The sequence below is a fragment of the Nocardia amikacinitolerans NBRC 108937 genome, from assembly GCF_001612615.1.
GTDB lineage: Bacteria > Actinomycetota > Actinomycetes > Mycobacteriales > Mycobacteriaceae > Nocardia > Nocardia amikacinitolerans.
This window is the reverse complement of sequence record NZ_BDAU01000002.1, coordinates 1-21,971: the sequence shown is the minus strand read 5'-3', so window position 1 is coordinate 21,971 and position 21,971 is coordinate 1. Positions and strand designations below refer to the sequence as shown.

At 65.8% G+C, this 21,971-nt stretch carries 20 protein-coding genes; 11 read left to right on the top strand and 9 right to left on the bottom strand.

Annotated features, from left to right (window positions below; all coding sequences use genetic code 11):
* Positions 1–36 precede the first annotated feature (36 nt).
* The 8 genes from NAM01S_RS02335 to NAM01S_RS02300 all read left to right on the top strand — a co-directional run bounded on the left by NAM01S_RS02335 (position 37) and on the right by NAM01S_RS02300 (position 9,263).
* Positions 37–1,257, top strand: coding sequence for an acyl-CoA dehydrogenase family protein (locus NAM01S_RS02335; RefSeq protein ID WP_067778473.1), 1,221 nt, complete (start codon positions 37–39; stop codon positions 1,255–1,257).
* A complete protein-coding gene (locus tag NAM01S_RS02330) occupies positions 1,254–2,396 on the top strand; it encodes an acyl-CoA dehydrogenase family protein (RefSeq protein WP_067778470.1) in 1,143 nt (380 codons plus the stop codon). Before NAM01S_RS02335 ends, NAM01S_RS02330 begins: the two co-directional genes overlap by 4 nt.
* A 39-nt stretch (positions 2,397–2,435) precedes the next feature.
* The gene (locus NAM01S_RS02325; protein ID WP_067778467.1) at positions 2,436–3,965 is read left to right on the top strand and encodes a long-chain-fatty-acid--CoA ligase; all 1,530 of its coding nucleotides are present in this window, start codon (positions 2,436–2,438) and stop codon (positions 3,963–3,965) included.
* Positions 3,962–4,933 carry a phosphotriesterase family protein gene (locus tag NAM01S_RS02320; protein WP_067778465.1) on the top strand — a complete coding sequence of 324 codons (972 nt, stop codon included), beginning with the start codon at positions 3,962–3,964 and terminating at the stop codon, positions 4,931–4,933. The genes NAM01S_RS02325 and NAM01S_RS02320 overlap by 4 nt, the downstream gene beginning before the upstream one ends.
* Positions 4,934–5,063: 130 nt before the next feature.
* Positions 5,064–6,263 carry an acetyl-CoA C-acyltransferase gene (locus tag NAM01S_RS02315; RefSeq protein WP_067778463.1) on the top strand — a complete coding sequence of 400 codons (1,200 nt, stop codon included), beginning with the start codon at positions 5,064–5,066 and terminating at the stop codon, positions 6,261–6,263.
* Between the two features lie 169 nt (positions 6,264–6,432).
* A complete protein-coding gene (locus NAM01S_RS02310) occupies positions 6,433–7,023 on the top strand; it encodes a QsdR family transcriptional regulator (RefSeq protein ID WP_067778460.1) in 591 nt (196 codons plus the stop codon).
* Positions 7,024–7,182: 159 nt separating this feature from the next.
* Entirely contained in the window at positions 7,183–8,391 is a 1,209-nt protein-coding gene (locus NAM01S_RS02305; protein ID WP_067778457.1) for an acyl-CoA dehydrogenase family protein, read from the top strand.
* 59 nt (positions 8,392–8,450) lie between these two features.
* Positions 8,451–9,263 (top strand): enoyl-CoA hydratase-related protein, encoded by an 813-nt coding sequence (locus tag NAM01S_RS02300; protein WP_067778455.1) that lies wholly within the window; start codon positions 8,451–8,453, stop codon positions 9,261–9,263.
* A 13-nt stretch (positions 9,264–9,276) separates the two neighbouring features.
* Here NAM01S_RS02300 and NAM01S_RS02295 read toward each other — a convergent pair whose 3' ends face one another.
* The 6 genes from NAM01S_RS02295 to NAM01S_RS02270 all read right to left on the bottom strand — a co-directional run bounded on the left by NAM01S_RS02295 (position 9,277) and on the right by NAM01S_RS02270 (position 14,451).
* Positions 9,277–10,056 carry a glucose 1-dehydrogenase gene (locus NAM01S_RS02295; protein WP_067778449.1) on the bottom strand — a complete coding sequence of 260 codons (780 nt, stop codon included), beginning with the start codon at positions 10,054–10,056 and terminating at the stop codon, positions 9,277–9,279.
* Between the two features lie 73 nt (positions 10,057–10,129).
* Positions 10,130–10,984 carry a helix-turn-helix transcriptional regulator gene (locus NAM01S_RS02290; RefSeq protein WP_067778447.1) on the bottom strand — a complete coding sequence of 285 codons (855 nt, stop codon included), beginning with the start codon at positions 10,982–10,984 and terminating at the stop codon, positions 10,130–10,132.
* Positions 10,985–11,898: 914 nt separating this feature from the next.
* Positions 11,899–12,465 (bottom strand): class IV adenylate cyclase, encoded by a 567-nt coding sequence (gene cyaB, locus NAM01S_RS02285; RefSeq protein ID WP_157107558.1) that lies wholly within the window; start codon positions 12,463–12,465, stop codon positions 11,899–11,901.
* Between the two features lie 8 nt (positions 12,466–12,473).
* Positions 12,474–13,853: a hypothetical protein gene (locus NAM01S_RS02280; RefSeq protein WP_067778444.1), complete on the bottom strand. Its 1,380-nt coding sequence runs from the start codon at positions 13,851–13,853 to the stop codon at positions 12,474–12,476.
* A gap of 89 nt (positions 13,854–13,942) precedes the next feature.
* Entirely contained in the window at positions 13,943–14,122 is a 180-nt protein-coding gene (locus NAM01S_RS02275; protein ID WP_067778442.1) for a hypothetical protein, read from the bottom strand.
* A complete protein-coding gene (locus tag NAM01S_RS02270) occupies positions 14,119–14,451 on the bottom strand; it encodes a hypothetical protein (protein ID WP_157107557.1) in 333 nt (110 codons plus the stop codon). The genes NAM01S_RS02275 and NAM01S_RS02270 overlap by 4 nt, the downstream gene beginning before the upstream one ends.
* A gap of 761 nt (positions 14,452–15,212) precedes the next feature.
* On the opposite strand from NAM01S_RS02270, the gene NAM01S_RS02265 reads away from it, so the two are divergent.
* Together NAM01S_RS02265 and NAM01S_RS02260 are read left to right on the top strand one after the other, a co-directional pair.
* Positions 15,213–16,649 carry a helix-turn-helix domain-containing protein gene (locus NAM01S_RS02265; protein WP_157107556.1) on the top strand — a complete coding sequence of 479 codons (1,437 nt, stop codon included), beginning with the start codon at positions 15,213–15,215 and terminating at the stop codon, positions 16,647–16,649.
* Between the two features lie 7 nt (positions 16,650–16,656).
* Positions 16,657–17,571, top strand: coding sequence for a phosphotransferase family protein (locus NAM01S_RS02260; protein WP_067778433.1), 915 nt, complete (start codon positions 16,657–16,659; stop codon positions 17,569–17,571).
* A gap of 444 nt (positions 17,572–18,015) precedes the next feature.
* Here the strand turns inward: NAM01S_RS02260 and NAM01S_RS02255 are convergent, their stop codons facing one another.
* Complete coding sequence (locus tag NAM01S_RS02255) at positions 18,016–18,672, bottom strand: response regulator (protein ID WP_067778429.1); 657 nt, start codon at positions 18,670–18,672, stop codon at positions 18,016–18,018.
* Positions 18,669–19,808, bottom strand: coding sequence for a sensor histidine kinase (locus tag NAM01S_RS02250; RefSeq protein ID WP_067778426.1), 1,140 nt, complete (start codon positions 19,806–19,808; stop codon positions 18,669–18,671). The genes NAM01S_RS02255 and NAM01S_RS02250 overlap by 4 nt, the downstream gene beginning before the upstream one ends.
* A gap of 162 nt (positions 19,809–19,970) precedes the next feature.
* On the opposite strand from NAM01S_RS02250, the gene NAM01S_RS02245 reads away from it, so the two are divergent.
* A complete protein-coding gene (locus NAM01S_RS02245; protein WP_067778970.1) occupies positions 19,971–20,453 on the top strand; it encodes a DUF6326 family protein in 483 nt (160 codons plus the stop codon).
* Between the two features lie 780 nt (positions 20,454–21,233).
* Here NAM01S_RS02245 and NAM01S_RS02230 read toward each other — a convergent pair.
* On the bottom strand, positions 21,234–21,971 hold a 738-nt coding region (locus tag NAM01S_RS02230; RefSeq protein WP_255284284.1), incomplete at its 5' end, for a 3-methyladenine DNA glycosylase.

Genomic DNA, 21,971 nt, shown 5'->3' with positions numbered 1-21,971 from the left:
TCCCGCCACCGCACAGCATCTCGAGGACGGCAAGCGATGACAGCCACCGACCACCGTTCGACCGGCAGCGACGAACACACCGGCGCGGCCGAACAACTCGACGACCGTGTCCGGCGATTCCTCGCCGAGCACGACCCGCGCGACACCGAACCGCTGACCTTCCTGCGAGCGAGATTCGACGCCGGACTCGCGTGGATCGACTACCCGCCCGGCTTGGGCGGCCTCGGCGCTCCCCGGTCGCTGCAGCCGCGGGTCGACGCGCTGTTCTCGGCGGCTCAGGCGCCGACTCACGATCTCGGACGCATCGGCGTCGGCGTCGGGATGGCGGCTCCCACGATCCTCGCCCACGGCACAGACGAGCAGCAGAAGCGATGGTTGCGTCCGCTGTGGACCGGCGAAGAGGTGTGGTGCCAGCTGTTCAGCGAGCCCGGCGCGGGCTCGGATCTGGCGGCGGTGTCGACCCGGGCGGTCCGTGATGGCGACAGCTGGGTCGTCAACGGACAGAAGGTCTGGACGTCCATGGCGCACGTGGCACGCTGGGCGATCCTCGTCGCCAGGACCGATCCGGCCGCCACCAAACACCGAGGGCTGACCTACTTCGCCTGCGACATGTCCCAGCCGGGCGTCGATGTGCGTCCGCTGCGGCAGGCGACCGGAGAAGCCGAGTTCAACGAAGTCTTCCTCACCGATGTGCGGATTCCGGACGCGGACCGAATCGGTGACCTCGGCGCAGGCTGGAGCGTGGCGATGACCACGCTGCAGAACGAACGGGTCTTCATCGGAGGCGCCGCGCCGCGGGAGGACGGATTGATCGGCATCGTCGCCGATCTCTGGCGCCGCAGGCCAGAATTGCGGACCGCGGGGCTGCGGGAGCGCCTCATCACACTGTGGATCGACGCCGAGGCGGCTCGATTGGCGGGGGAGCGGGCACGAGCCCTGCAAGCGACCGGCCGGCCCGGTAACGAGGGCGCGGGAGCGAAGATCGCTTACGCGCGCCTGAACCAAGCGGCGTCCTCGCTCGAGCTGGATCTGCTCGGCGAGGAGGGGTTGCACTACGAGCACTGGGCGATGCGCAGGCCCGAGTCGGTCGACTTCCGGGTACGGAGCGCGGGCTACCGGTTCCTGCGCGCCAAAGGCAACTCGATCGAGGGCGGGACCACGGAGATCTTACGCAACATCATCGCCGAACGGGTCCTCGGCCTACCGCCGGAAGCACGCAACGACACCTCGGTCGCTTGGAAGGACCTGCCTCGATGAGCACTCTCACCACGTCCGCCGAGCACCTGCTCTACAGCGCGGACGAAGACGATCTGCGGCCCGCGGTGCGCGAATTCCTCACCGCCGCCGTGCCGGTGCCCGCGATTCTGGCACGGATCGAAACCGAAGAGCCTTACGACATTTCGGCGTGGTCGACACTGGCCTACGAGATCGGCGCCGCGGGCCTGCCCATCGCGGAGACCTGGTCCGGAGCGGGTGCGAGCTGGCGCGAAGCCGGCGTCGTCGCCGAAGAGATCGGCCGCGCCGCAGCGCCCTTGCCTTACCTCGGCTCCGCCGTACTCGCCACCGCGGCGCTGCTCGCGCTGACCAATCATCGCGCGGTCCCGCAACTGCTCACCGACCTCGCCGTGGGACGGCTCACCGCGACGCTGGCCGTCCCCGTGTCCACAGCGCCCGCTTCGCTCGAAGCCGTCACGGTGACGGCGCGCCGCCTGGAGCTGACGGGCAACATCACGTCCGTCGCCGATCTCCTCACCGCCGACCTGATCCTCGTGCCGAGCACGGAGATCGACGGAACTCTCAGTCTCTACGCCGTCGACTCGAGCGCCGCCGGGGTGGTCGTCACCCGGGGAAGCTCCCTCGATCTCACCAGGCCGCTGAGCAGTCTGCGGTTGGACTCCGCGCCGGGCACACTCGTCGCGCACGGCCACGATGTGCAATCCGCGCTCGACCGGGCCCTCACCGTCGCCGCCGCGATGCTGGCCTGCGAGCAAGTGGGAATCACCGAGTATTGCTTGGAATCCACTGTCTCCTATGCGAAGACGCGCTACCAGTTCGGTCGGCAGATCGGCTCCTACCAGGCGATCAAGCATCGTCTGGCCGACATGCACCTTGATCTCGTCCAGGCGCGAGCTGTCGCGCGATACGCCACCTCGTGTGTGGCGGTCGAGGACCCGGATACCGCGATCGCGGTGTCGGTCGCGCAAGCGTTCTGCTCCCGAGTCGCGCTGCGCGCCGCGGAGGAGGCACTGCAACTACACGGCGGAATCGGTTTCACCTGGGAGCATCCCGCCCACCTGTATCTCAAGCGTGCCAAAGCCGACCAGCTCGCGCTGGGCACTGTCGACGCCCACCAGAGCAGGCTGGCCGACCTGGTGGGTTTGTCGTCCACCGCCTGACCCGCGCCGGCATCACGAGCCGGAGATGAGGAGTTCCAGATGAGTTTCAACCTCGCCACGATCCTGCGCGAGTCGCGCGATGCGGCTCCGCACGCACCGTGTCTGATCTCGCGTGACCGAAGGCTGAGCTATGCCGAGGTCGATGAAGAGTCGAGCCGCTTCGCGCGCGGGCTGCGCGCCAACGGTCTCGGCGCCGGGGACGTGCTCGCGGTGTCGCTGCCGAACAGCGCCGAGTTCGTCATCGCCTACTTCGGGGCTCTCAAAGCAGGCGCTATTTTCATGCCGCTCAACCCGATGCTCAAGGCACGGGAAGTCACTCACTGTCTCGCCGACTCCGGAGCACGGACGATCCTCGCCCACCACGATTCGGTCGACGAGATCCGGCATGCGACTCGTTCGGTCGACGGTGCGAATCTGTTCGTCGTCGACGCCGGTGCACCGATTCCGTTTGGGGCGCGGCACTATTCGGATCTGCTGATCGCGGATGCGGACGAGATCGAGCAGCCGAGCGACGACATCGCACACACGGCCGCCACGGATACCGCCGTGCTGCTCTACACCAGCGGAACGACGGGAAGTCCGAAAGGCGTGCCGCTGAACCACTTTCAGCTCTACATGAACTGCACCGTCTCGGCCGAAGCCGTCGGGGTACGCGGCGACGACGTCGCCTTGGCGGCATTACCGATGTTCCACGTCTTCGGACTGTCGGCGATGCTGAACGTCGCGATCCGGGCGGGGGCGTCGCTGTCGGTCATGGAAAGGTTCGACGCCGACGCGGCGCTGGCAGCGATGGAACGCGACGGCGTGAGCATCGTGCTCGGAGTCCCGACGATGTACTTCGCGCTGCTGGCCGCCGACGCCTCCGGTCGCGACCTGCGCCGGTTGCGGATCGCCTGCTCCGGTGGTGCGTCACTGCCCGCGGAGATCCTCACCGAGTTCGAAAAGCGTTTCGGTGTCACGGTCGTCGAAGGGTACGGGCTGTCGGAGACCGCCAGCTCGGCCACGGCCAACAAGCCGGGTGATCGCCGGTTCGGCTCGGTCGGCAAACCGATTTGGGGAGTTCGGCTGCGGATCGTCGACGACCGAGACAGGCCACTGCCCGCCGGGCCGGACCACATCGGCGAGATCCTGCTCGCAGGCCACAACGTCATCGACGGCTACTACCGGCAGCCGGCCGCGACGCGGGCCGCCTTCAGCGACGGCTGGTTCCGCACCGGCGACCTCGGCTACCGCGATGCCGACGGTTTCGTCTTCATCGTGGACCGCAAGAAGGACCTGGTCATTCGCGGCGGCTACAACGTCTATCCGCGCGAAGTCGAAGAAGTGCTCTACACGCATCCGGCGATCGCCGAGGCCGCGGTCGTGGGCGTCCCCGACGAGCGCTTGGGGGAGGAGGTGCACGCGGTGGTCGCCTTGAAGATCGGCGGCAAGGCCGAACCGCAGGAGATCATCGACTTCTGCAAGCAGCGGCTGGCGGCCTACAAATACCCACGAGCGGTCAGGATCGTGGACGAACTTCCCAAAGGGCCGTCCGGAAAGATCCTCAAACGAGAATTGCGGTCGCTATGAGCGGCCGGACCGTGCCCAGCGCGCTCGGCGAGATCAGCACCGCCGATCTCGGCATCACTCTGATGCACGAACATCTCTTCGTCCTCAGCCCCGACAGCCGGACCAACTGGGTACGCGACTGGGACGAACGACAGCAGATCGAGGACGCGGTGACGCGCCTGAAACGGTTGTACGCCAGCGGGGTTCGCACGATCGTCGATCCCACCGTCGACGGGCTCGGCCGCGACATCCACCGCACGCTGACCGTCGCCGAACAGGTGCCGGAGCTCAACATCCTGGTCGCCACCGGCGTCTACACCTACACCGACGTCCCGTCGTACTTCTCCTACCGCGGTCCGACACCGTACGGGGACCACCCCGAACCGATGATCGACCTGTTCGTCCGCGACATCCGGGAAGGCATTCAGGGCACAGACGTCAAGGCGTGCCTGCTCAAATGCGCGATCGACCGGCCCGGTATGACCGCGGGCGTCGAACGCGTGCTGCGCGCCGTCGCGGCGGCGCACCGCGAGACCGGGACACCGATCATGGTGCACACGCATCCGGAGACCCGTTCCGGATCGGCGGTGCAGCGCGTCCTCGACAGCGAGGGTGTGCCACCGGCGGCGGTGCAGCTCGCCCACAGTGGCGACACCACCGACGTCGATCATCTCAGCGCACTCGCCGACGCCGGATACCTGCTTGGCATGGACCGTTTCGGAGTCGACGTGATTCTCGGCTTCGACGACCGCGTCGCCACCGTCGCCGAGATGTGCCGTCGCGGCTATGCCCGCAGCATGGTGCTGTCCCAGGACGCGGCGTGCCACATCGACTGGATCGCACCGGAATTGCTCGAGCTCCTGCCGAACTGGCATTACCAACATGTTCTCGACGACGTCGTCCCCGCGCTCGAACAGCAGGGAGTCGAGCGAGGCGATATCACCGCCATGCTGGTCGACAACCCACGCCGGTGGTTCGAGCGATCCTGAGCCCACCCGCAGCCGGTCATCCGCACAGACATCGGCACACGCCTCCGCGAACGCCCGCCGAGGCGCGCGGTCTCCGGTGGCCGGGCATGCTCTCTGAATTTCCCTTCGCGACAAGAAAGTACAGATCCACATGAGAGAAGCAGTAATCGTTTCCACCGCCCGCACGCCGATCGCCAAGGCGTATCGCGGCGCGTTCAACGACACTCAGGCGCAGGAGTTGGCCGCGCACGTCGTCACGCATGCCGTGCGACGGGCGGGGGTGGACGGCGCGGAAATCGACGACGTGGTGCTCGGATGCGCACTGCAGCAGGGTTCTTCCGCACCGAACATCGCCCGGCAGGCCGTGCTGCGCGCCGGATTGCCCGACAGCGTGGCGGGAATGACGATCGACCGGCAGTGTTCTTCGGGACTGATGGCCATCGCGACCGCGGCCAAACAGATCATCGGCGACGGTATGCGGGTCACCGTGGCGGGCGGGGTGGAATCCATCTCGCTGGTGCAGAACGACCACCTCAACTTGCATCGGGCCGCGGACCCCTGGCTCGTCGAACACCAACCGGCCATCTACATGCCGATGCTGCATACGGCCGAGATCGTCGCCGAGCGGTACGGCGTCAGCCGCGAGGCCCAGGACGAGTTCGCCCTGGTCTCGCAACAGCGAACCGCGGCGGCACAGGCGGCAGGGCGCTTCGACGCCGAGATCGTGCCCCTTCCCACGGTGAAGTCGGTTGTCGATCGGGAAACCGGTGCTGTCACAGCACATCCGGTCACGCTGACCCAGGATGAAGGCAATAGGCCCGCCACGACCATCGCCGATCTCACCGGCCTGCGCACTGTCCTCGAGGACGGGAAGGTCACCGACCGAGCGACCGTGACCGCCGGGAATTCCTCGCAGCTCTCCGATGGGGCATCGGCGTGTGTCCTGATGGAACGCGGCGAATGCGAACGCCGCGACCTCACCCCGCTGGGTGTCTACCGTGGCATCGCGGTGACCGGATGCGCCCCCGACGAAATGGGCATCGGCCCGGTGCTGGCGATCCCCAAGCTGCTTCAGCAGCACCACCTTTCGGTCGATGACATCGGACTGTGGGAGCTCAACGAGGCTTTCGCATCGCAAGCCGTCTACTGCCGCGACAAGCTCGGCATCGATCCCGATCGGCTCAACGTCGACGGCGGCGCGATCGCCGTCGGCCACCCCTACGGGATGACGGGCGCGCGGTTGGTCGGCCACGCGCTGATCGAAGGCAAGCGGCGCGGTGTGCGCTACGTCGTCGTCACGATGTGCGTCGGCGGCGGAATGGGCGCGGCAGGCCTCTTCGAGGTCGTCTGAGCGCGACGATTCGGGCGGGTTCCTCCGGGTAGACGAGCGGCCGCCGTCCGCTCGGTTCGGGCGAATTGCCAGTAGCGAGTTGGGGGAGGGCCGAGCTTGTCGAGTGCACCGGCGAGTCACATCGGTGCACTGCGACGGCCGCGAATGCCGTGCGCTTACGGTAGGGACTATGCCGGTGGAAAGCGAAGACATCATCCGTTGCGCGGCGGCCGCGATCGTGGAGGGCAGGCGCCTCGACCTCGGTGCGCTGGCAAGCGAATTGCACATCTCGCGGGTGACGTTGTTCCGGCGGGCGGGCAACCGTGATCAGCTCCTGAGCGAGGCGCTGTGGTGGTTGAGCCGACGTAACCTGGACTACTCCATCCGTCGCTGGCAGCGTGCGAACGGCAACGTCGTGCGCAACAAAAGCGGAGCATTGCGCAGCATGTGGATCGTCACCGATCACGGCGTGCGGACCGGCCGTGACATCGGCTTCCAGAAACTGTTGGAGGAGGAGCCGATTCCGGCGATCAGGGCTTTGACCGATCCGGCGGGCGCGGTCCAACCCCGGATGATCGCCGCCATCCGGGACCTGCTGGAACGCGACGTCCGAGAGGGCGGCCTGCGACCTTCGGTGGACCTGGACACCGTCGCCTTCGCCGTGGTGCGACTCGGTGAATCCATCTTGTACGCCGACCGTTTGACGGGTCGGCAATCGAGCGTCGCCACGGCGTCGACACTCGTCACCGCCTTGGTCGAAGGGGTGCTTCAGGCGGAGTGAGCGCGCGGAGCGTGCTTCTCGCCTCCTGAACGACGGGCAAGGTTCGCCGGCACGGGTAAGTCAGGGCCGAATACTTGAAGTTGACGTCAGATTCATATACAAACGAAGGGCGGCCCCTGCGCAGCGCAGGTTCTGGGTCCGCTTTCTCTAGGAGTCTTCATGCAGCTCTTCGAAATGTCCGAGCGTGCCGAGCGGTACCGGGCGGATCTGCTCGCGTTCATGGACGAACACGTCTATCCGGCGGAATCCGTCTACGAGGAACAGATGCACAAGTCCGGTGATCCGCACTTCCAGCCGCCGATCATCGATGAACTCAAAACCGAAGCGCGCCGCCGCGGATTGTGGAATCTGTTCCACCCGCACCCCGAATGGGGACCTGGGCTGACCAACCTCGAATACGCGCCGCTGGCCGAGATCATGGGCCGCAGCCTGCATCTCGCGTCGGAAGCGACCAACTGCGCGGCGCCGGACACCGGCAACATGGAGGTCCTCACTCTCTTCGGTACCGAAGCCCACAAGGAGAAGTACCTCCGGCCACTGCTGGACGGCACGATTCGCTCGGCCTTCGCGATGACCGAACCCGCGGTCGCCAGCTCGGACGCCACCAACATCGAGCTCAGCATGACCCGCGATGGCGACGACTACGTGTTGAACGGCCGAAAGTGGTTCGCCTCCAACGCCATGCACAAGAACTGCACGGTGCTGATCGTGATGGGCAAGACCGATCCGAGCGCGCCGGCGCACCGCCAGCAGTCGATGATGGTCGTGCCGATCGACGCGCCGGGCATCACCATCCTGCGTAGCCTGCCGGTCTTCGGCTACATGGATCGCGAGGGCCACGCCGAAATCGACTTCGACAACGTGCGAGTGCCCGCGGCCGACGTCCTCGCCGGCGAAGGGGAGGGGTTCGCGATCAGTCAGGCTCGGCTGGGGCCGGGCCGAATCCACCACTGCATGCGCGCGATCGGCGTCGCCGAGCGGGCACTGGAGCTGCTGTGCCGTCGCGCCGAATCCCGCACCACCTTCGGGTCGCCGCTCAGTGAGCGGGCCAATATCCAGGACTGGATCGCCGAGGCGCGAATCGAGATCGAACAAACCCGGCTGCTCACCTTGAAGGCCGCGTGGATGATGGACACCGTCGGCAACAAGGCCGCGCGCACGGAGATCGCCGCCATCAAGGTGGCCGCGCCGACTATGGCGCTGAAGGTTCTCGATCGAGCCATCCAGGTGCACGGCGGCGCCGGTGTCACCGACGATTTCCCGCTGGCCCGTGCGTGGGCCGACGTTCGAACCCTGCGCCTCGCGGACGGACCGGACGAAGTCCACAAGCGCGCCATCGCCCAGCAGGAACTGCGCAAGTATCGCTGAACCGCGCCGAACTGAATTACCTTGCGCAGCAATGCCTCTGAACCGATGAAAGGAATCCGATGATCGAGCGGAGCCCGGCGGCCGAGTGCCGAGAGCCGGTCCTCGCCGAGCGGCGCGGTCCGGTCCTGGTACTCACGTTGAACCGACCCGAACGCCTCAACGCCTGGACCGACGAACTCGAGCGGCGATACTTCGAGCTCCTGGACGAGGCCGAGGCCGATCCCGACGTGCGGGCCATCGTCGTCACCGGCGCCGGGCGCGGCTTCTGTGCCGGAGCCGACATGGACGACCTGCACGAGGCCAGCACCGCCGACGATCTGCGGCCGGTGCAACGGCCGCGGCCCCGCGCCTTCCCGCTGACGGTGCGCAAACCGATGATCGCCGCCATCAACGGCGCCGCGGCTGGACTCGGTCTGGTCGAGGCGCTGTACTGCGACCTCAGATTCAGCACCCCCGAGGCCAAGCTCACCACGGCTTTCGTCCGGCGCGGGTTGATCGCCGAATACGGCATCGCGTGGTTGCTACCACGGCTCATCGGTCCGAGCCGCGCCCTCGACCTCCTGCTCTCCGGGCGCGTGATCACCGGCGAAGAAGCGCAGCGGATCGGTCTGGTCGACCGTGTCGTCGATTCAGCGAACCTGCTGACGGCGGCGATCGACTATGCCACCGAGCTGGCGCAGTTCAGTTCGCCCACCTCGATGAGCGTCATCAAGGAGCAGGTGTACCAGGGGCTGGACATCGACTTCGACACCGCCGTCCGCGTCGCCGACCGGCTGATGGTCGAATCCTTCCGCCACCCCGACGCGGCCGAAGGGGTGCGCAGCTACCTGGAGAAGCGCGCTCCGGCCTTCCAGGCATTGGACGTCAAGTGATTCGCCGACGAGCTCAGAGGAGCTTGCCCGGGATCGCGGCGACCAAGCCGCCGTCGATGACCAGATCCTGGCCGTTGACGTAGGACGCCTCCGCGGAGGCGAGGAACGCGACGGCGTCGGCGACGTCCTCGGCGGTGCCGATCCGTCCGGCGACCACCTCGCCGACGACGGCGGTCCGCGCCTCCGCCGACACTTCGGCGTGGAACATCGGGGTCTCGATGTAGCCGGGGCTCACCGAGTTGACGCGGATGCGCCGCGGGCCGAGTTCCGCGGCGAGGGTGTGCGCGAGGTTGTGGACCGCCGCCTTGGTCGCCGCGTAGAGCGAGGCGCCCGGCATGCCGCGGTGCAGGGTCCACGAGGCGTTGACGACGATCGCCGCGCCGTCGGACAGCAGCGGCAGCGTCTTCTGCAGCGTGAAGAACACGCCCTTGAAGTTGATGTCGACCACGCGGTCGAACTCGGCCTCGGTCACGTCGGCGTGCGGCTGGAAGGAGGCGACACCGGCATTGGCGAAGACCACGTCGAGGCGGCCGAAGCGTTCCCGGATCGCGTCGGTCAGCGCGTCGAGATCGGTGAGGCTGGACGCGTCACCGGGCATCGCGAGGAGGCGGTCGCCGCCGCCGAGTTCCTGGACCGCGGCATCGAGCCGGGCCTTGTCCCGGCCGGTGATCACCACGGCGGCGCCCTCGGCGAGCAGTCGCCGCGCGGTCGCCAGACCCATCCCGCTGGATCCGCCGGTGACGAGGGCGATCTTGTCCTGGAATCGGAAGGTGCCGGAAGTGTTGTGCGTCATGGCATTCAGCCTGCCGAGCCCGGCGCGTGGCAAACAGTGTGTGATCAACGTGGGTCTGGCAACACCACCCTGATCAGACCGACGCGGCCACCGGGGCGCGCAAGAGCTGGGCGATCCGCTCCTCGGTCGCGGTCCCCGGCCGCGGGTGGTACAGCTCCAGGTGCAGATCGGGGCGGTCGGCGACCACCAAGGTCGTCACATCGAAGAACAGCTCGCCTGCCTCCGGATGGCGCACCGCCTTCACGCCCTGCCCGGGGACGCCGACGTCGTGGCGGGTCCACAGCTCGGCGAATTCGCTACTGGCCGAGGTGAGTTCGTCGATGACGCGGCGGAACTCCGGATCGTCGGGGGCTTGGTCGGCATCGGCGCGGAAGGCGGCGACGACCGCGGGCGCGATGGACGCCCACGGGTCGTGCATGCCGCGGTAGCGGGCATTGGTGAAGAACGAGACGATGCAGTTGCGGTCGGCGTCGTCGTAGCCGAACACGGCGCGCGTCGCCTCGTTGATCGCGAGCAGGTTCCAATAACGGTCGCGCAGGATCGCCGGACGCGGCGCCCACGCGTCGACCACCTGCCGAAGCTGTGGCGAGACCTCGGTGTCGCGCGCCGCGCCCGTACGGGGCGGATTGAGACCGGCGAGCACATAGAGGTGCGCGCGTTCGGGCTCGGTCAGGCGTAGCGCGCGGCCGACCGCGTCGAGGACCTCCGCCGACACCTTGATGCCGCGCCCCTGCTCGAGCCACGTGTACCAGGAGACGCCGACCCCGGCCAGCATCGCGACCTCCTCCCTGCGCAGCCCCGGCGTGCGCCGCTTGCCCGCCGCGATCAGGCCGACGTCACCGGGGGTGAGCCGGGCGCGGCGGGTGCGCAGGAAATCGCGGAGCTGCTCGCGGCGCAGGGTCGCCGCCACGGGGGATTCGCTGGGCATAGTCCACGCTAACAATTCGGCGTGCGGCTGCGGTGTGTCGTCCTGGCGAATCGCGATTCTGTGCTGTCGGGTCGGTGCCGGGCGACGCGTCGTGCGCTGAGCCGTCGCGCTCCTACCTGCGGCGTGTTCCGGACGGGGACGACTTGCGGGTGATCGAACGCACCATCCGCGGGACTGAAACTGATGTTGAAAGTGCTTCGTGCCGAACAGGATTCGTTGACTGGCGCGCAAGCTCTCGCTTCGCTGGCCGATATCGGGTGCACGCCGGATGAATTGCGTAGGGCGTGGGAGCGAATAGAACGACATGAGGCCGTCGATGTCCTTCGATCGTTGCGCCTCTGCACGGTCCTCCAGAAACGCCCTGATCTGGGATTCAATCGAGGTCATGTTGTCTCCGTTCGACTTTCTGGGCCGCGATCCGCTACCCGGCGGCCCACTCTGCGCTTCGAGAACTCCGACGACGCAGCAACAGCAAATGTGAGGTGCATGCGACATCGCCTGCGAATCTGGTTGTTGTCCTGGTCAGCCTTCGACGACACCCGTCAAGCGTGCCGTCAGGATTCACCGACCAGCGATGTGTTCGAAGAAGCTCTGTGGTCAGAGACCAGTAGCGGTCAATCCCGCGCGGACCGTCGGCAGCGGTTCCACCACTGCCTAACCGATCCATCCGGATTCGTGCTCTCGCCGCGCCGAATCACGGGGCTGTTGGGGAGGTGACATCGTCGTCTCCCTTGCGCAAGCGGCCGTTAGAGGAGTGCGTAACCAACATGTCACCAGCTGACGTGTCCATCACAATCTCCCTGTGCTGCGGTGTTGCGACGATCCTTAAACCCAAGGGGACTGACGCCGGGGGTTTGGGTTGCCGCGTTCATGGCGAGGGTCGGGTGTGCGGGAAGTCCTTTCCAGGTTGTTTATCAGTGGGCTACGGCCATGACGAGATCGCGGTAGGGCAGGCCGACGACCGGGTAATCGGCTATGCCGAGTTCGGTTTCGACCTCTTCGAGATGGATGGTTGCAGCGTAGGTGTCTGGGGCGGTGACCTCGGTTTCGACGAAGGTTCCGGCATGGGTGACGGCGTCGATAGCGACGATGACGTCGTCGTGTTCGGGATGCTCGTAGATGGTGCGAGCCTTCTCAACGCGAACGAGTTCGACCATGCCGATTGCGGCGAGTAGTTGGTTGGCCGCTGAGGCTTGGTCGGGACTACTGAGAGCCACGTTGGTTTCGCGTTTGGCGATCACGTCGGCGTCGCTGTGGGTGCTGGCATTCGACGGTGGCTTGTAAGTGATTTCGGCGAACCCGTCTCGCTGCCGAATGCGGAGGCACTCAACAGTTTTCATGTAGTCGACATCGGGGCGGCTGTAGTAGGTGTCGACCTCAGTGAGGTGTCCGGCCTCGCGGTATCCGAGTTCGGTGAGCCGCTGGCGGAGGGAACTGGGGTCGGGGAGTTCGCGTTTACGCTCGACCTCGATCAGGTGCATGGGTTGAATCATCCTCTCGTGTGGATGGCGGTGTGAACGCGGGCAAGGCTGGGTTTGGAGCAATGTTGGCGGATCGTTCCGAGTGCCTGCTGTAGGGCATCGGAGTCGGTGACAGGGATGTTCTGGAACAACACCATCTGCTTGGCGTCGCTGAGTGGGTTGGCGAGATTCTTGCCGAGGAACCGGTTGTAGTAATGCCGTTCTCGGACGAAGACATCGGCGGGTCGTACCGGCATGAGGACAGACGGAATACCCGTGTCGGTCTCGGCGGAGTGCACGGCGAATGCCGTCAGTAGCTCGTCGGCGGTGAGGTAGGCGTAGGTTTCTCGGCCTTCGCGCTCGAGCCAGCTACTCCAGATCTGTCCGCAGTCGTCGTTACCGCGTTCGATGGCTGCGAGGAACAGGTTCAGCGCGACATCGGTGACGGCGTCGAAGATGTCACCGTCGATCACGTGATGGTCGCCGTAGGTTTCGCTGACTGCCTGGATGTTGGCGCGGTCGTTGGTCGACATCCACGCGCTATCGGTGAAGGCGAAGTGCACGCGCTTGTGACCGGTGCGGAAATCTATCCAGTCCCCCGAGAGTTGCCCGTCGAGGATCGGCGTGAATCCCAGTATGCCCGAACGCCATACGTGATCACGCAGAGTGATGTAGTGGCGTTGCGCTTCGCGGAACAGTCCGATCGGGGCGTGGATGAGGGCGCAAATGTGCGGGTCGAGTTCCGGGGCGGCGACGATGCGGGAGTTCTGGCGGATGATGACCTCGTCGTCGTGGTGGTGGTAGGGGTGGGTGCCGTGGTGTAGGTAGTGCGGCAGGAACAGACGCAGGAACTGCAACCATGACGGGGCACTGTAGGACTGGACGGCGGGCTCGTGCAGCGATGGCGCGTCGACGGCGTACACGTCGCGGTATACGAAGAAACCATAGGGTTTCAGCACACTCGGGAAGGTCCGGATCATCGTGTGTAGACCGCTGTAGGCACCGCCGTAGGAGTAGACCTCATGCAGCAGAGCCGACGCGCTGATGACATCGACGGGTTCGCTGACCAACGTCGCGATGTCTTGCGCCCACCCGCGTACCAGCGCGCACGTACCTACCGTATTGAAACGGTCAATGGCCTGGGTGAGAGTGTGGGACGTTATGCCAGGTGCCTCGATGAGGGTGAGACGAACATCGCGGGGCTCGGCCTCCAGTTGGGATGCCAGGAACACGACGGCGGCGCCGCCACCGGGGCCGATCTCGACGATGTGCGGGTCGGCATCGGCAACCCGCGCAAGGGCACGTTGAACGAGTAGCCCCTTCTCCTGGCCGTGGTCGTTGGCGGCCACGTCGAGGTAGGTTGCCTCGGATTTCTGATGGTGGGCAAAGGAGTTCGATGTACCGATCATCGCGCGCCGCTGGCCTTTGGTCGGGGAGTGTGGTCGGTCGAGGTGAAGGCGGCTACGGCTCGAGATAGAGGCGTCATTGGGCAACCTAGTTATTCAGCGGTTTCGCCGGGGATGACCTGCACCGCATCTGGGTAGTGGTGGGCGCGGAAGTCCTGAATGAACAGAAGTGCGGCGGTGAGGCAGGCGGCGAAGTCGAACCGTGCACCATGCAGGTACACGCTCAAATGAACGTCCGGCTCGTCCGGCAGCGGGGAAGCCTGTTCACTCATGACGTCTCCCGTAATCGGTCGGTGCTGGTACAGGCCACGAATTTGGTTGGCGTGATCAGGTCACACGCCAGAGCGATGGCCCGGACGCGGCAGCTGAAGTGGGCGATGCCGGGCGCGATGACCGCTGCTGCTCCCTTGCCGCGTGCCGTCCCGACAATGAGGGTTGTCGGCATGAACGTGTCGTCACCGATGGTGACCAATCCAGCCAGGGTGTAGCCGCGTCGCTGTGCCAACTCGGCAATCACTCGTTCGTCCCGCAACAGGTGCGGGCCACTGACTTCAAGCGATAAAACACCAATTGCTCTGGGAGCGAGAGTATTTGCGTTCATGGCTGCTGCTCCCGAATCGGCGGCGCGCACCTACGCTCACACATGAGCCGTCCGCCTCCGCACGGGCCGGTACCGACCTGAGCAAGCACGTATCGTGTCGACCACCGCAGGTCCGGATGGCCGAAACGTGCAGCAGGGCGGTTCGATCCAGCGCCGGAACTGCGCGCCTTTGTCGGCTGGCGACGGCAAAGCGACGGTGCCACCGGTTCGCACTACCGAGACGTCGAGGCGATACATCTCGGCGAACAGTCGGTCGTCATCGGGGATGTCCGGCCGTATCAAGAATGTCCACCTGTTCCGGCGCGGATGAGATACCACCGGGCCGAGGTTCGAACCCTGCTGCTGCCTACGGACTTTCACGGATTGGCCAAGGTGTGCGGGCATGGTCAACGCCCCGACATGTTCGACCTTCATTACGATTTGGCCGAGTTGAGGTGGGTCGATGTTCGCGGGCAGATCGCACACCCGCCGGTAGAAGTGACAGCGGGACAACGGGGTGTCCCCGAACGGTATGTGCTCCATTGAGTTCAATCCCTCGAGTCGCGTTGCTGCGTGGAGGTTGGCTCGGTGGGTGTCCACCCGCGTAGGGCGTTCCTGCAGCGCTCGATCACATCGGCACGGCGGTCAACCGGCCATGGGATAGGCGGACCAACGAACCGTGTCCGGTCCGGCAGATCTGGGTTCGACATCGTGCCCCCTCAGTGCTGCGAATGTTGTAGGTAGGAGTCGGAATCGGCCCGCATCGGACGCAGGTTCAGTCTGTGACCAGCCGCACGGAGGTCGGTATATGTTTGATGCGGACAGAAAATCTGTCCGCATCCGAGGCTGCACCGAAACCGGTCCCAAACGACCAGGTCAAAGAGGATGAAGCGATGGCCCAACCACCGCGCGAGCTGGCCGCTATGGAGTCGGCGCAACAGTTCTTCGGCGCGGAACTGCGGCACTGGCGACTGTTACGGAAGATGTCGCTGAACCGGCTCGGCGCTATCAGTCACGACAGTGGTTCGCTGATCTGCAAGATAGAGAAGGCTCAACGGCGTCCAACACGAGATTTCGCACAGCGAATGGACGAAGCGCTGGAGACCGGCGGTGTCCTCGAACGCATGTGGGTCGACATTAATTCACAAGCGCCACAAAAGGATTCGACCATTTCGTTGGTAGCGGACGAGCCTAACGCGCCATGGGTCGGCTGTGACGTGTTCGATCCTGTGCGCGAATGGTTGGACGAGACTGTTCCGGTCTTTGCCACAGGCGAAAGCCATCGGCGTGTTGGCACCGCCGACATCGAGGTCATGTGGTCGATGTGCGACGTGTTCTCCAGTGCGGACCACCACCTCGGCGGGGGCTACGCACGCGCGACTCTTGCGCGGTTTGTCGATGACGTAGTCGGACCGGCGCTGCGTGGCTCTTACGACAGTCGTACCGCGTCCGAGCTGTATGCAGTCGCGGCGCGGCTGTGCGACCTGAGCGGCTTTATGTGTTTCGATTCAGCTCGACAGGGGTTGGGGCAGAAGTACTTTCGGCAGGCTCTGCGGCTTGCGAAAGCAGGCGGCAATGCCGCGCTGGGGGCGCATATCCTCACGGACATGTCGATGCAGGCGCACTACCTTAGCCATAGGAAGGAGGCGCTGTGGTTCGGCGCGGCGGCTGTACGCGCGGCAGAGCAATCGGGTTCGCCGAGCAGTACCGCGCGGTGCAATGCAGTGTTAGCGCGTGCGCATGCGCTGAATGGCGATATGACCGCTGGCGCACAAGCGATGCTGGAGGCAGAGCGGCGGTTGAACCGTGCACGTCCGGATGACGAGCCGGATTGGATCCGGTTCTTCACTGACCGGCAGTTGTCGGCCGAGTTCATGTATGTGGCGCACGATGGGCGACGTGCTGTGGATGTACAGCGACGCGCACCTGTGGTTCTGGCGGATTCTGCGGGGATGGAACGTCGGCAAGTGTTAGCAGCGGCGACGCTGGCGGCGTCGTACGTACCCGATTCCGGCGAGGCCGCAACAGGCCAAAGTGTGGAGGTCGAGCAAGCGTGTCGGGTGCTCCTGGACGCAATGCGTGTTGCTCGCGGCCTGACCAGCGCTCGCGGTATCGAGTTGATCAACATTGTCCGTCGTCGTCTGGCACCGTACGCTGATCTGGCTATCGTTCAGCAGGTCGAAGACGAGTTTCGATCCACAGTCGCACTAGTCGGGTAGGGCTGGCATGTCGTTGGAGGAGTACGCGGCGCTATCCGCCGCGTGCCAAGTCTCCGGGCTCGATCCCGCCGGGGCGGAGCTGATCCACCATTCGAGCAACGCTGTCTATGTCCTGCCACGTCACGGAGTTGTTGCCCGGGTCGGCGCCAACGAGGCGGACCTTGACAGGCCGAGACGGATCTACGCAGTAACCGAATGGTTGACCGCGCAGCACCAATTCGGCGCGACGGCTCCGCTCTCCGGCGTCGAACCGGTGCGAGTCAACGGGTACACGGTTGGATTCTGGCAGTACTACCGACAAGTGGCCGATACCCCGGAACTGACCTCGAGGGAGCTTGGCCGTCTTCTCCGATCGCTGCATGACTTGCCCACGCCGACAATCGAACTTCAACCGTGGACGCCGTTGGAATCGTTGCACGGAGCGCTTCTCGTGGACAGCACGGTGAGCGTCATCATCGAGGACGAGCGTGCATGGTTACTGAGGCGAATCGACCAGGTTCGCACGCAACTGACCGAACTAGATTGGCCATTAGGCGTCGGACTGATCCATGGCGACGCCTGGGCAGGAAACCTTCTGTGGGACAACAGAATCAATCCACCTCGGCCGATCCTCGGAGATTGGGACTGGGTCAGCATCGGCCCACGAGAAGTGGACTTGATTCCGACATGGCATGCCGCGGTGCGGTACGGACGTGACGAGACTTGGGTTCGGAACTTCATCGAGGAGTACGGGTACGACTTGTCGCAGTGGTCTGGGTACCAGGTGCTGCTGGACATGCGTGACCTTGTTCAGGTAACCGGCCCACTCCGACGAGCGACAACTTCGGTTGAGCACGCCCACCGGTTGCGGCAACGAATCGATGACCTCCGTGCAGGCAACCGGCAATCGTCGTGGAGCCATTACATTCCGGGCAGACTTTAGACCAGCGCAACTGTGTTAGCGGTCTTGTTGCTACGAGGGTGGGGTGTTGGTTTCGGGTCGTGGTCAATACGTGGGGAAATACGTGGGGTCATCAAAAGGCCCCACTCTATCCAGGGATATCCGCGATCGGAGATGCATTCGAGGTCATGTTGTCTCCGTTCGACCTTCTGGGCCGCGATCCGCTACCCGGCGGCCCACCCCGCGCTTCCAGTACTCCGACGACGCAGCAACAGCAAATGTGAGGTGCATCCGACATCGCCAGCGAATCTGGTTGCTGTGTCCTGGTCAGTCTTCGACGACACCCGTCGAGCGTGCCGTCAGGATTCACCGATCAGCGACGCCGCGGTTCACCGATGTAGCCAACAGCACCCGAACATGGTGTGGGCCAACGACTTCCAGTTCGACTCCACCACCGACGGTCGGCCACCCCTTCACCGGTACCCACTAATCGGCTCTCAGGCGTCTGGTGTCGTATGCCCACATCGCGATCTCGACGCGGTTGCGGGCGCCGAGCTTGGTCATCAACGATGCGACGTGGGTCTTGACCGTGCTCAGGCCGACGAAGAGCTCGGTGGCGATCTCGGCGTTGGTCCGGCCCCGTGCCACCAGCGCGAGCACCTCCTTCTCGCGCTCGGTGAGCGGGTCGATGGGCTGGACCGGTACCGCCGGCGCCTGGTCGGCGAAGGTCGCCAGCAGCCGGCGGGTGACGTTGGGGGCGATCAGCGCGTCCCCGTTGGCCGCCGCGTGGACAGCTTGCACGAGGAGCTCCGGCCCGGCGTCCTTGAGCAGGAAGCCGCGGGCGCCTGCGCGTAGGGCGCCGAGGACGTACTCATCGAGGTCGAAGGTGGTGATCACGACGACCGCCATCGGGTCCGCCACGTTCGGCCCGGCCAGGCGCCGCGTCACCTCGACGCCGTCGAGCCCGGGCATCCGGATGTCGACGAGGAGGACGTCGGGACGCAGCCGGGTCGCCAGGTCGAGCGCTGCGAGCCCGTCTGCTGCCTCGCCCACGACCTCGAGGTCGGGTTGCGCGCCGAGGATCATCACCAGCCCGGTCCGGACCAAGTCCTGGTCGTCGGCTACGACAACACGGATGCTCACGCCATCGCCTCCACCGGCAGCACGGCTTCGACCACCCAGCCACCCTCGGGCCCCGGCCCCGCGGAGAGCGATCCGCCGAGGAGCTGGGCGCGTTCGGCCATGCCCAGCAGGCCGAACCCAGGCTCCGGGGCCGGCCCCGGCTCGGTCTGTCCATCGTCGATGACACGCAGTCTGACGGCGTCGCCCTCCCGGCGTACGTCGATCCCGACGCGGGTCGCGCTCCTGGCATGCCGTACGGCGTTGGTCAGCGACTCCTGCGCGAGCCGGTAGAGCGCGGCATCCACGGGTCGTGCCAGCCGGGTCAACGAACCGGCCAGCGAGACCTCGACGGTGGGCGTCGCGTCGGCGCGCGCCAGAGCAGGCAGGTCCGCGACACCCAGTTGCGGTGAGTAGGCGACGGTTTCCTCCTCACGCAGCACCCGCACCATTGCTCTCATCTCCGCCAGGGTTCGCGACGCTTCGGACTCGATCGCGGCCAGGATCTCGGCAGCCTTCTCAGGCTCGATGCCGGCAACCACGCCACCGGCCTGCGCCTGCACCGCGATGGCCGAGACGTGGTGGGCCACGGTGTCGTGCAGCTCGCGAGCCAGTCTCACCCGCTCCTGATTGCGGATCTCGCGCTGTTGGCGATGCCAGAGGTCCGCGCGGTAGCGGAACATCGCCGCGAGGGCGACGAACAACAGCAAGAGGACGCTCCCGCCGAAGACGTCGGCCCAGCCCGCGGAGGAGACGTACATCCCCAGCGCGACGACGACCGTCACGAACGCCGTCCCCAAGACCATCTCCCGGCCCGAGCCCCACCGCACCAGGGAGTAGAGCAGGATGAGGACGGCCATCATGGAGTAGAGGCCGAGGTCCCCGGCGTGCGCAGTCAGCTGGAGGACCGAGAGCAGCCCGGCGACGCCCCACCCGACCAGGGCGGCCATCAGGGGGCGACCCCGCCGCCAGAGCAGGGCAGGTATCAGCGCCAGGGCGAGCGCCGTCACAAGGGGTCGCAAGGCCAAGCCCGGCCGAGCGATGCCCTCGACCAAGGCGGCAGCCGCGAACACGCCCACCAGCAGCCAGTCGAGCCGACCGATGGGTGGGGCGTCAGCAGGCCGCGGCTCATGCCAGATGGAGCGCCGGACAGTGACCACGGCTCCAGCCTAGGGGTCGGCGCGCCTCGGGGTACCCGCCGAAAGTACGAGAGAGAGACCATGCCATCGGCCAAGCGAACCCCAGCCTCCGGGCCGAGGCGCCCGCCGCCGGGCTCAGCGATCGTGGATCTACCGATCCTCACCACAACAACGGAGTCCATGATGAGAACAGGTCAAACCACCACCGCCACACTGGAAGACCAGCCGATCCCGGTGAGAGCCAAGCTCGCCGCGACGTGGACAAGCTTCATGTTCCTCTACGCCTACGTGGACATTCTCAACTTCTTCACGCCCGGCGTCATCGAAGAAATCCTCGACGGCAAGGTCTTCGAGTTCGACGTCTCCCAGACCTTTTCGACCACGGCCCTGACCCTCATGGCCATCCCGATCCTCATGGTCCTGCTGTCGATGACGCTGCCCGCCCGGGCGAACCGCATCACGAACCTCATCGTGGCCTCGCTCTACGTCCCCGTCACGGTATTCAACGCGGTGGGCGAGTCCTGGCTGTACTTCTACGGCCTCGGCATCGTGCTGGAATTGATCCTTCTCGCCGTCATCGTGCGGTACGCCTGGACCTGGCCCCGCACCGCACCGTCGGCGACCAGCCAGGACCGTGAAACCGTTCGCGCCCAACAGCAAGCGTGAACCCGAGAGCAGTCCCCGTCCTGCTCGGAGCCATCTGCCTCGGTGCCGCGGTGTGGGCCTCCTGGCGGCTACGTCATCTGCCGTCTGACGAGGACTCTCCGGTGGAGAATCCCGCGTTGCTCATGTCCGGGGCGTGCATCCGACCTTGGACGTCGCAGTCCTAGAAGTGGAACCACCAGACCTATCGTCGCCGCAGAGGGTCGGGTGATCGGCCTCATGGTGGAAGACTCGGCTGACTCGGCCTCGACCGAGGGCGCGCCGAGTTCAGCGCCGTTCTTCCGCGGTCTCTCATCCTCGGAAGTTCTGCGCGCGTCGAACGATCTCGGTTTCGGCGACCTGGCCGAGTTCGAGCTACCGCTATACAGCGACGACGACGGACCTGAGCGCCGACCGAATCGCTTGACGCAAAACGCCTTACACTGATTACTCAGCGCTTCTAGGCATGTGAAGCCCGAACGCTGGAAGCGAGGGTTTGTGAACACCATTCTGGAAGCCATCATCATTGTCATGATGCTTGCCGGGGCGGTCGTTTTCGTCGCGGCGGGGGTCTCCGCCGGAAAAAGGGATGGGGGTCGAGCATTCGTGCGTAGTATGGCTCGGCCCGTCCTGGTCTCTGTGAGCGTTTCTATTGTGTTGGCGGTTCTCCTGGCTGTAGGAGTGGGCTTCTCCCTACCTCTGATCTTTCTCCTTTAGTGGAATCGCTTGACACAAAACGTCTGCACGAAGCTGTGCTGTCGGGTCGGTGCACAGCGTCGCGTCGTGCGCTGAGCCGTCGCGCTCCTACCTGGCGGCGTATTCCGCGCTCGCTGCGAGCAGGTTCTCGCAGGCGTCGAGGAGAGCGGTGCGCAGGGTGGCGGACCGCTCGGCGATCTCGGCCTGGCGGCGGACGTACTCCGCGCGCCCGGACGGTGTTTCGATGCGGATCGGCGCGTAGCCGTAGTCCGTGAGGTCGTAGGGGCTGGCGCGCATGTCGAGTTCGCGTGCGTCGCAGGCCAATTCGAAGCAGTCCAAGACCAGCTGGGAGGCGACAAGCGGGACGAGCTTGAAACTCCACTTGTAGAGATCCATGTTGGCGTGCAGACAGCCGGGTTGTTCGCGCGCCACCTGATCGGCGCGGGTGAGCGGCTGCGCGTTGCGGCCGACGGCCTCGGGGGTGAAGAAGCGGAACGCGTCGAAGTGGGTGCAGCGCAACGACATCGCTTCGACCACCGCGTCGGTGCCCTCGGACCCCAGCCGCAGTGGCACCTGCCGGTGGCGGACGTCGTCGGTGCGGTAGACCATCGCCCACTCGTGCAGCCCGAAACAGGACAGCTGGGCGGGCCGGGATGCGGTGGCGCGCAACAGGTTCGCGACGAATTCGAGGGTGTCGCGGCGGCGTGCGAGATAGGCGGGATCCGCCGTGAACACCACCGCCGCCGCCCGCTCTCGGCCAGCCGCCCGCTCTGGACCGGCCGCGCCCTCGCCGGTCGACTCGTGCGCCACGGCCCGGTCAGGTCGGCCCTTCGTCGCGGTCGAGCT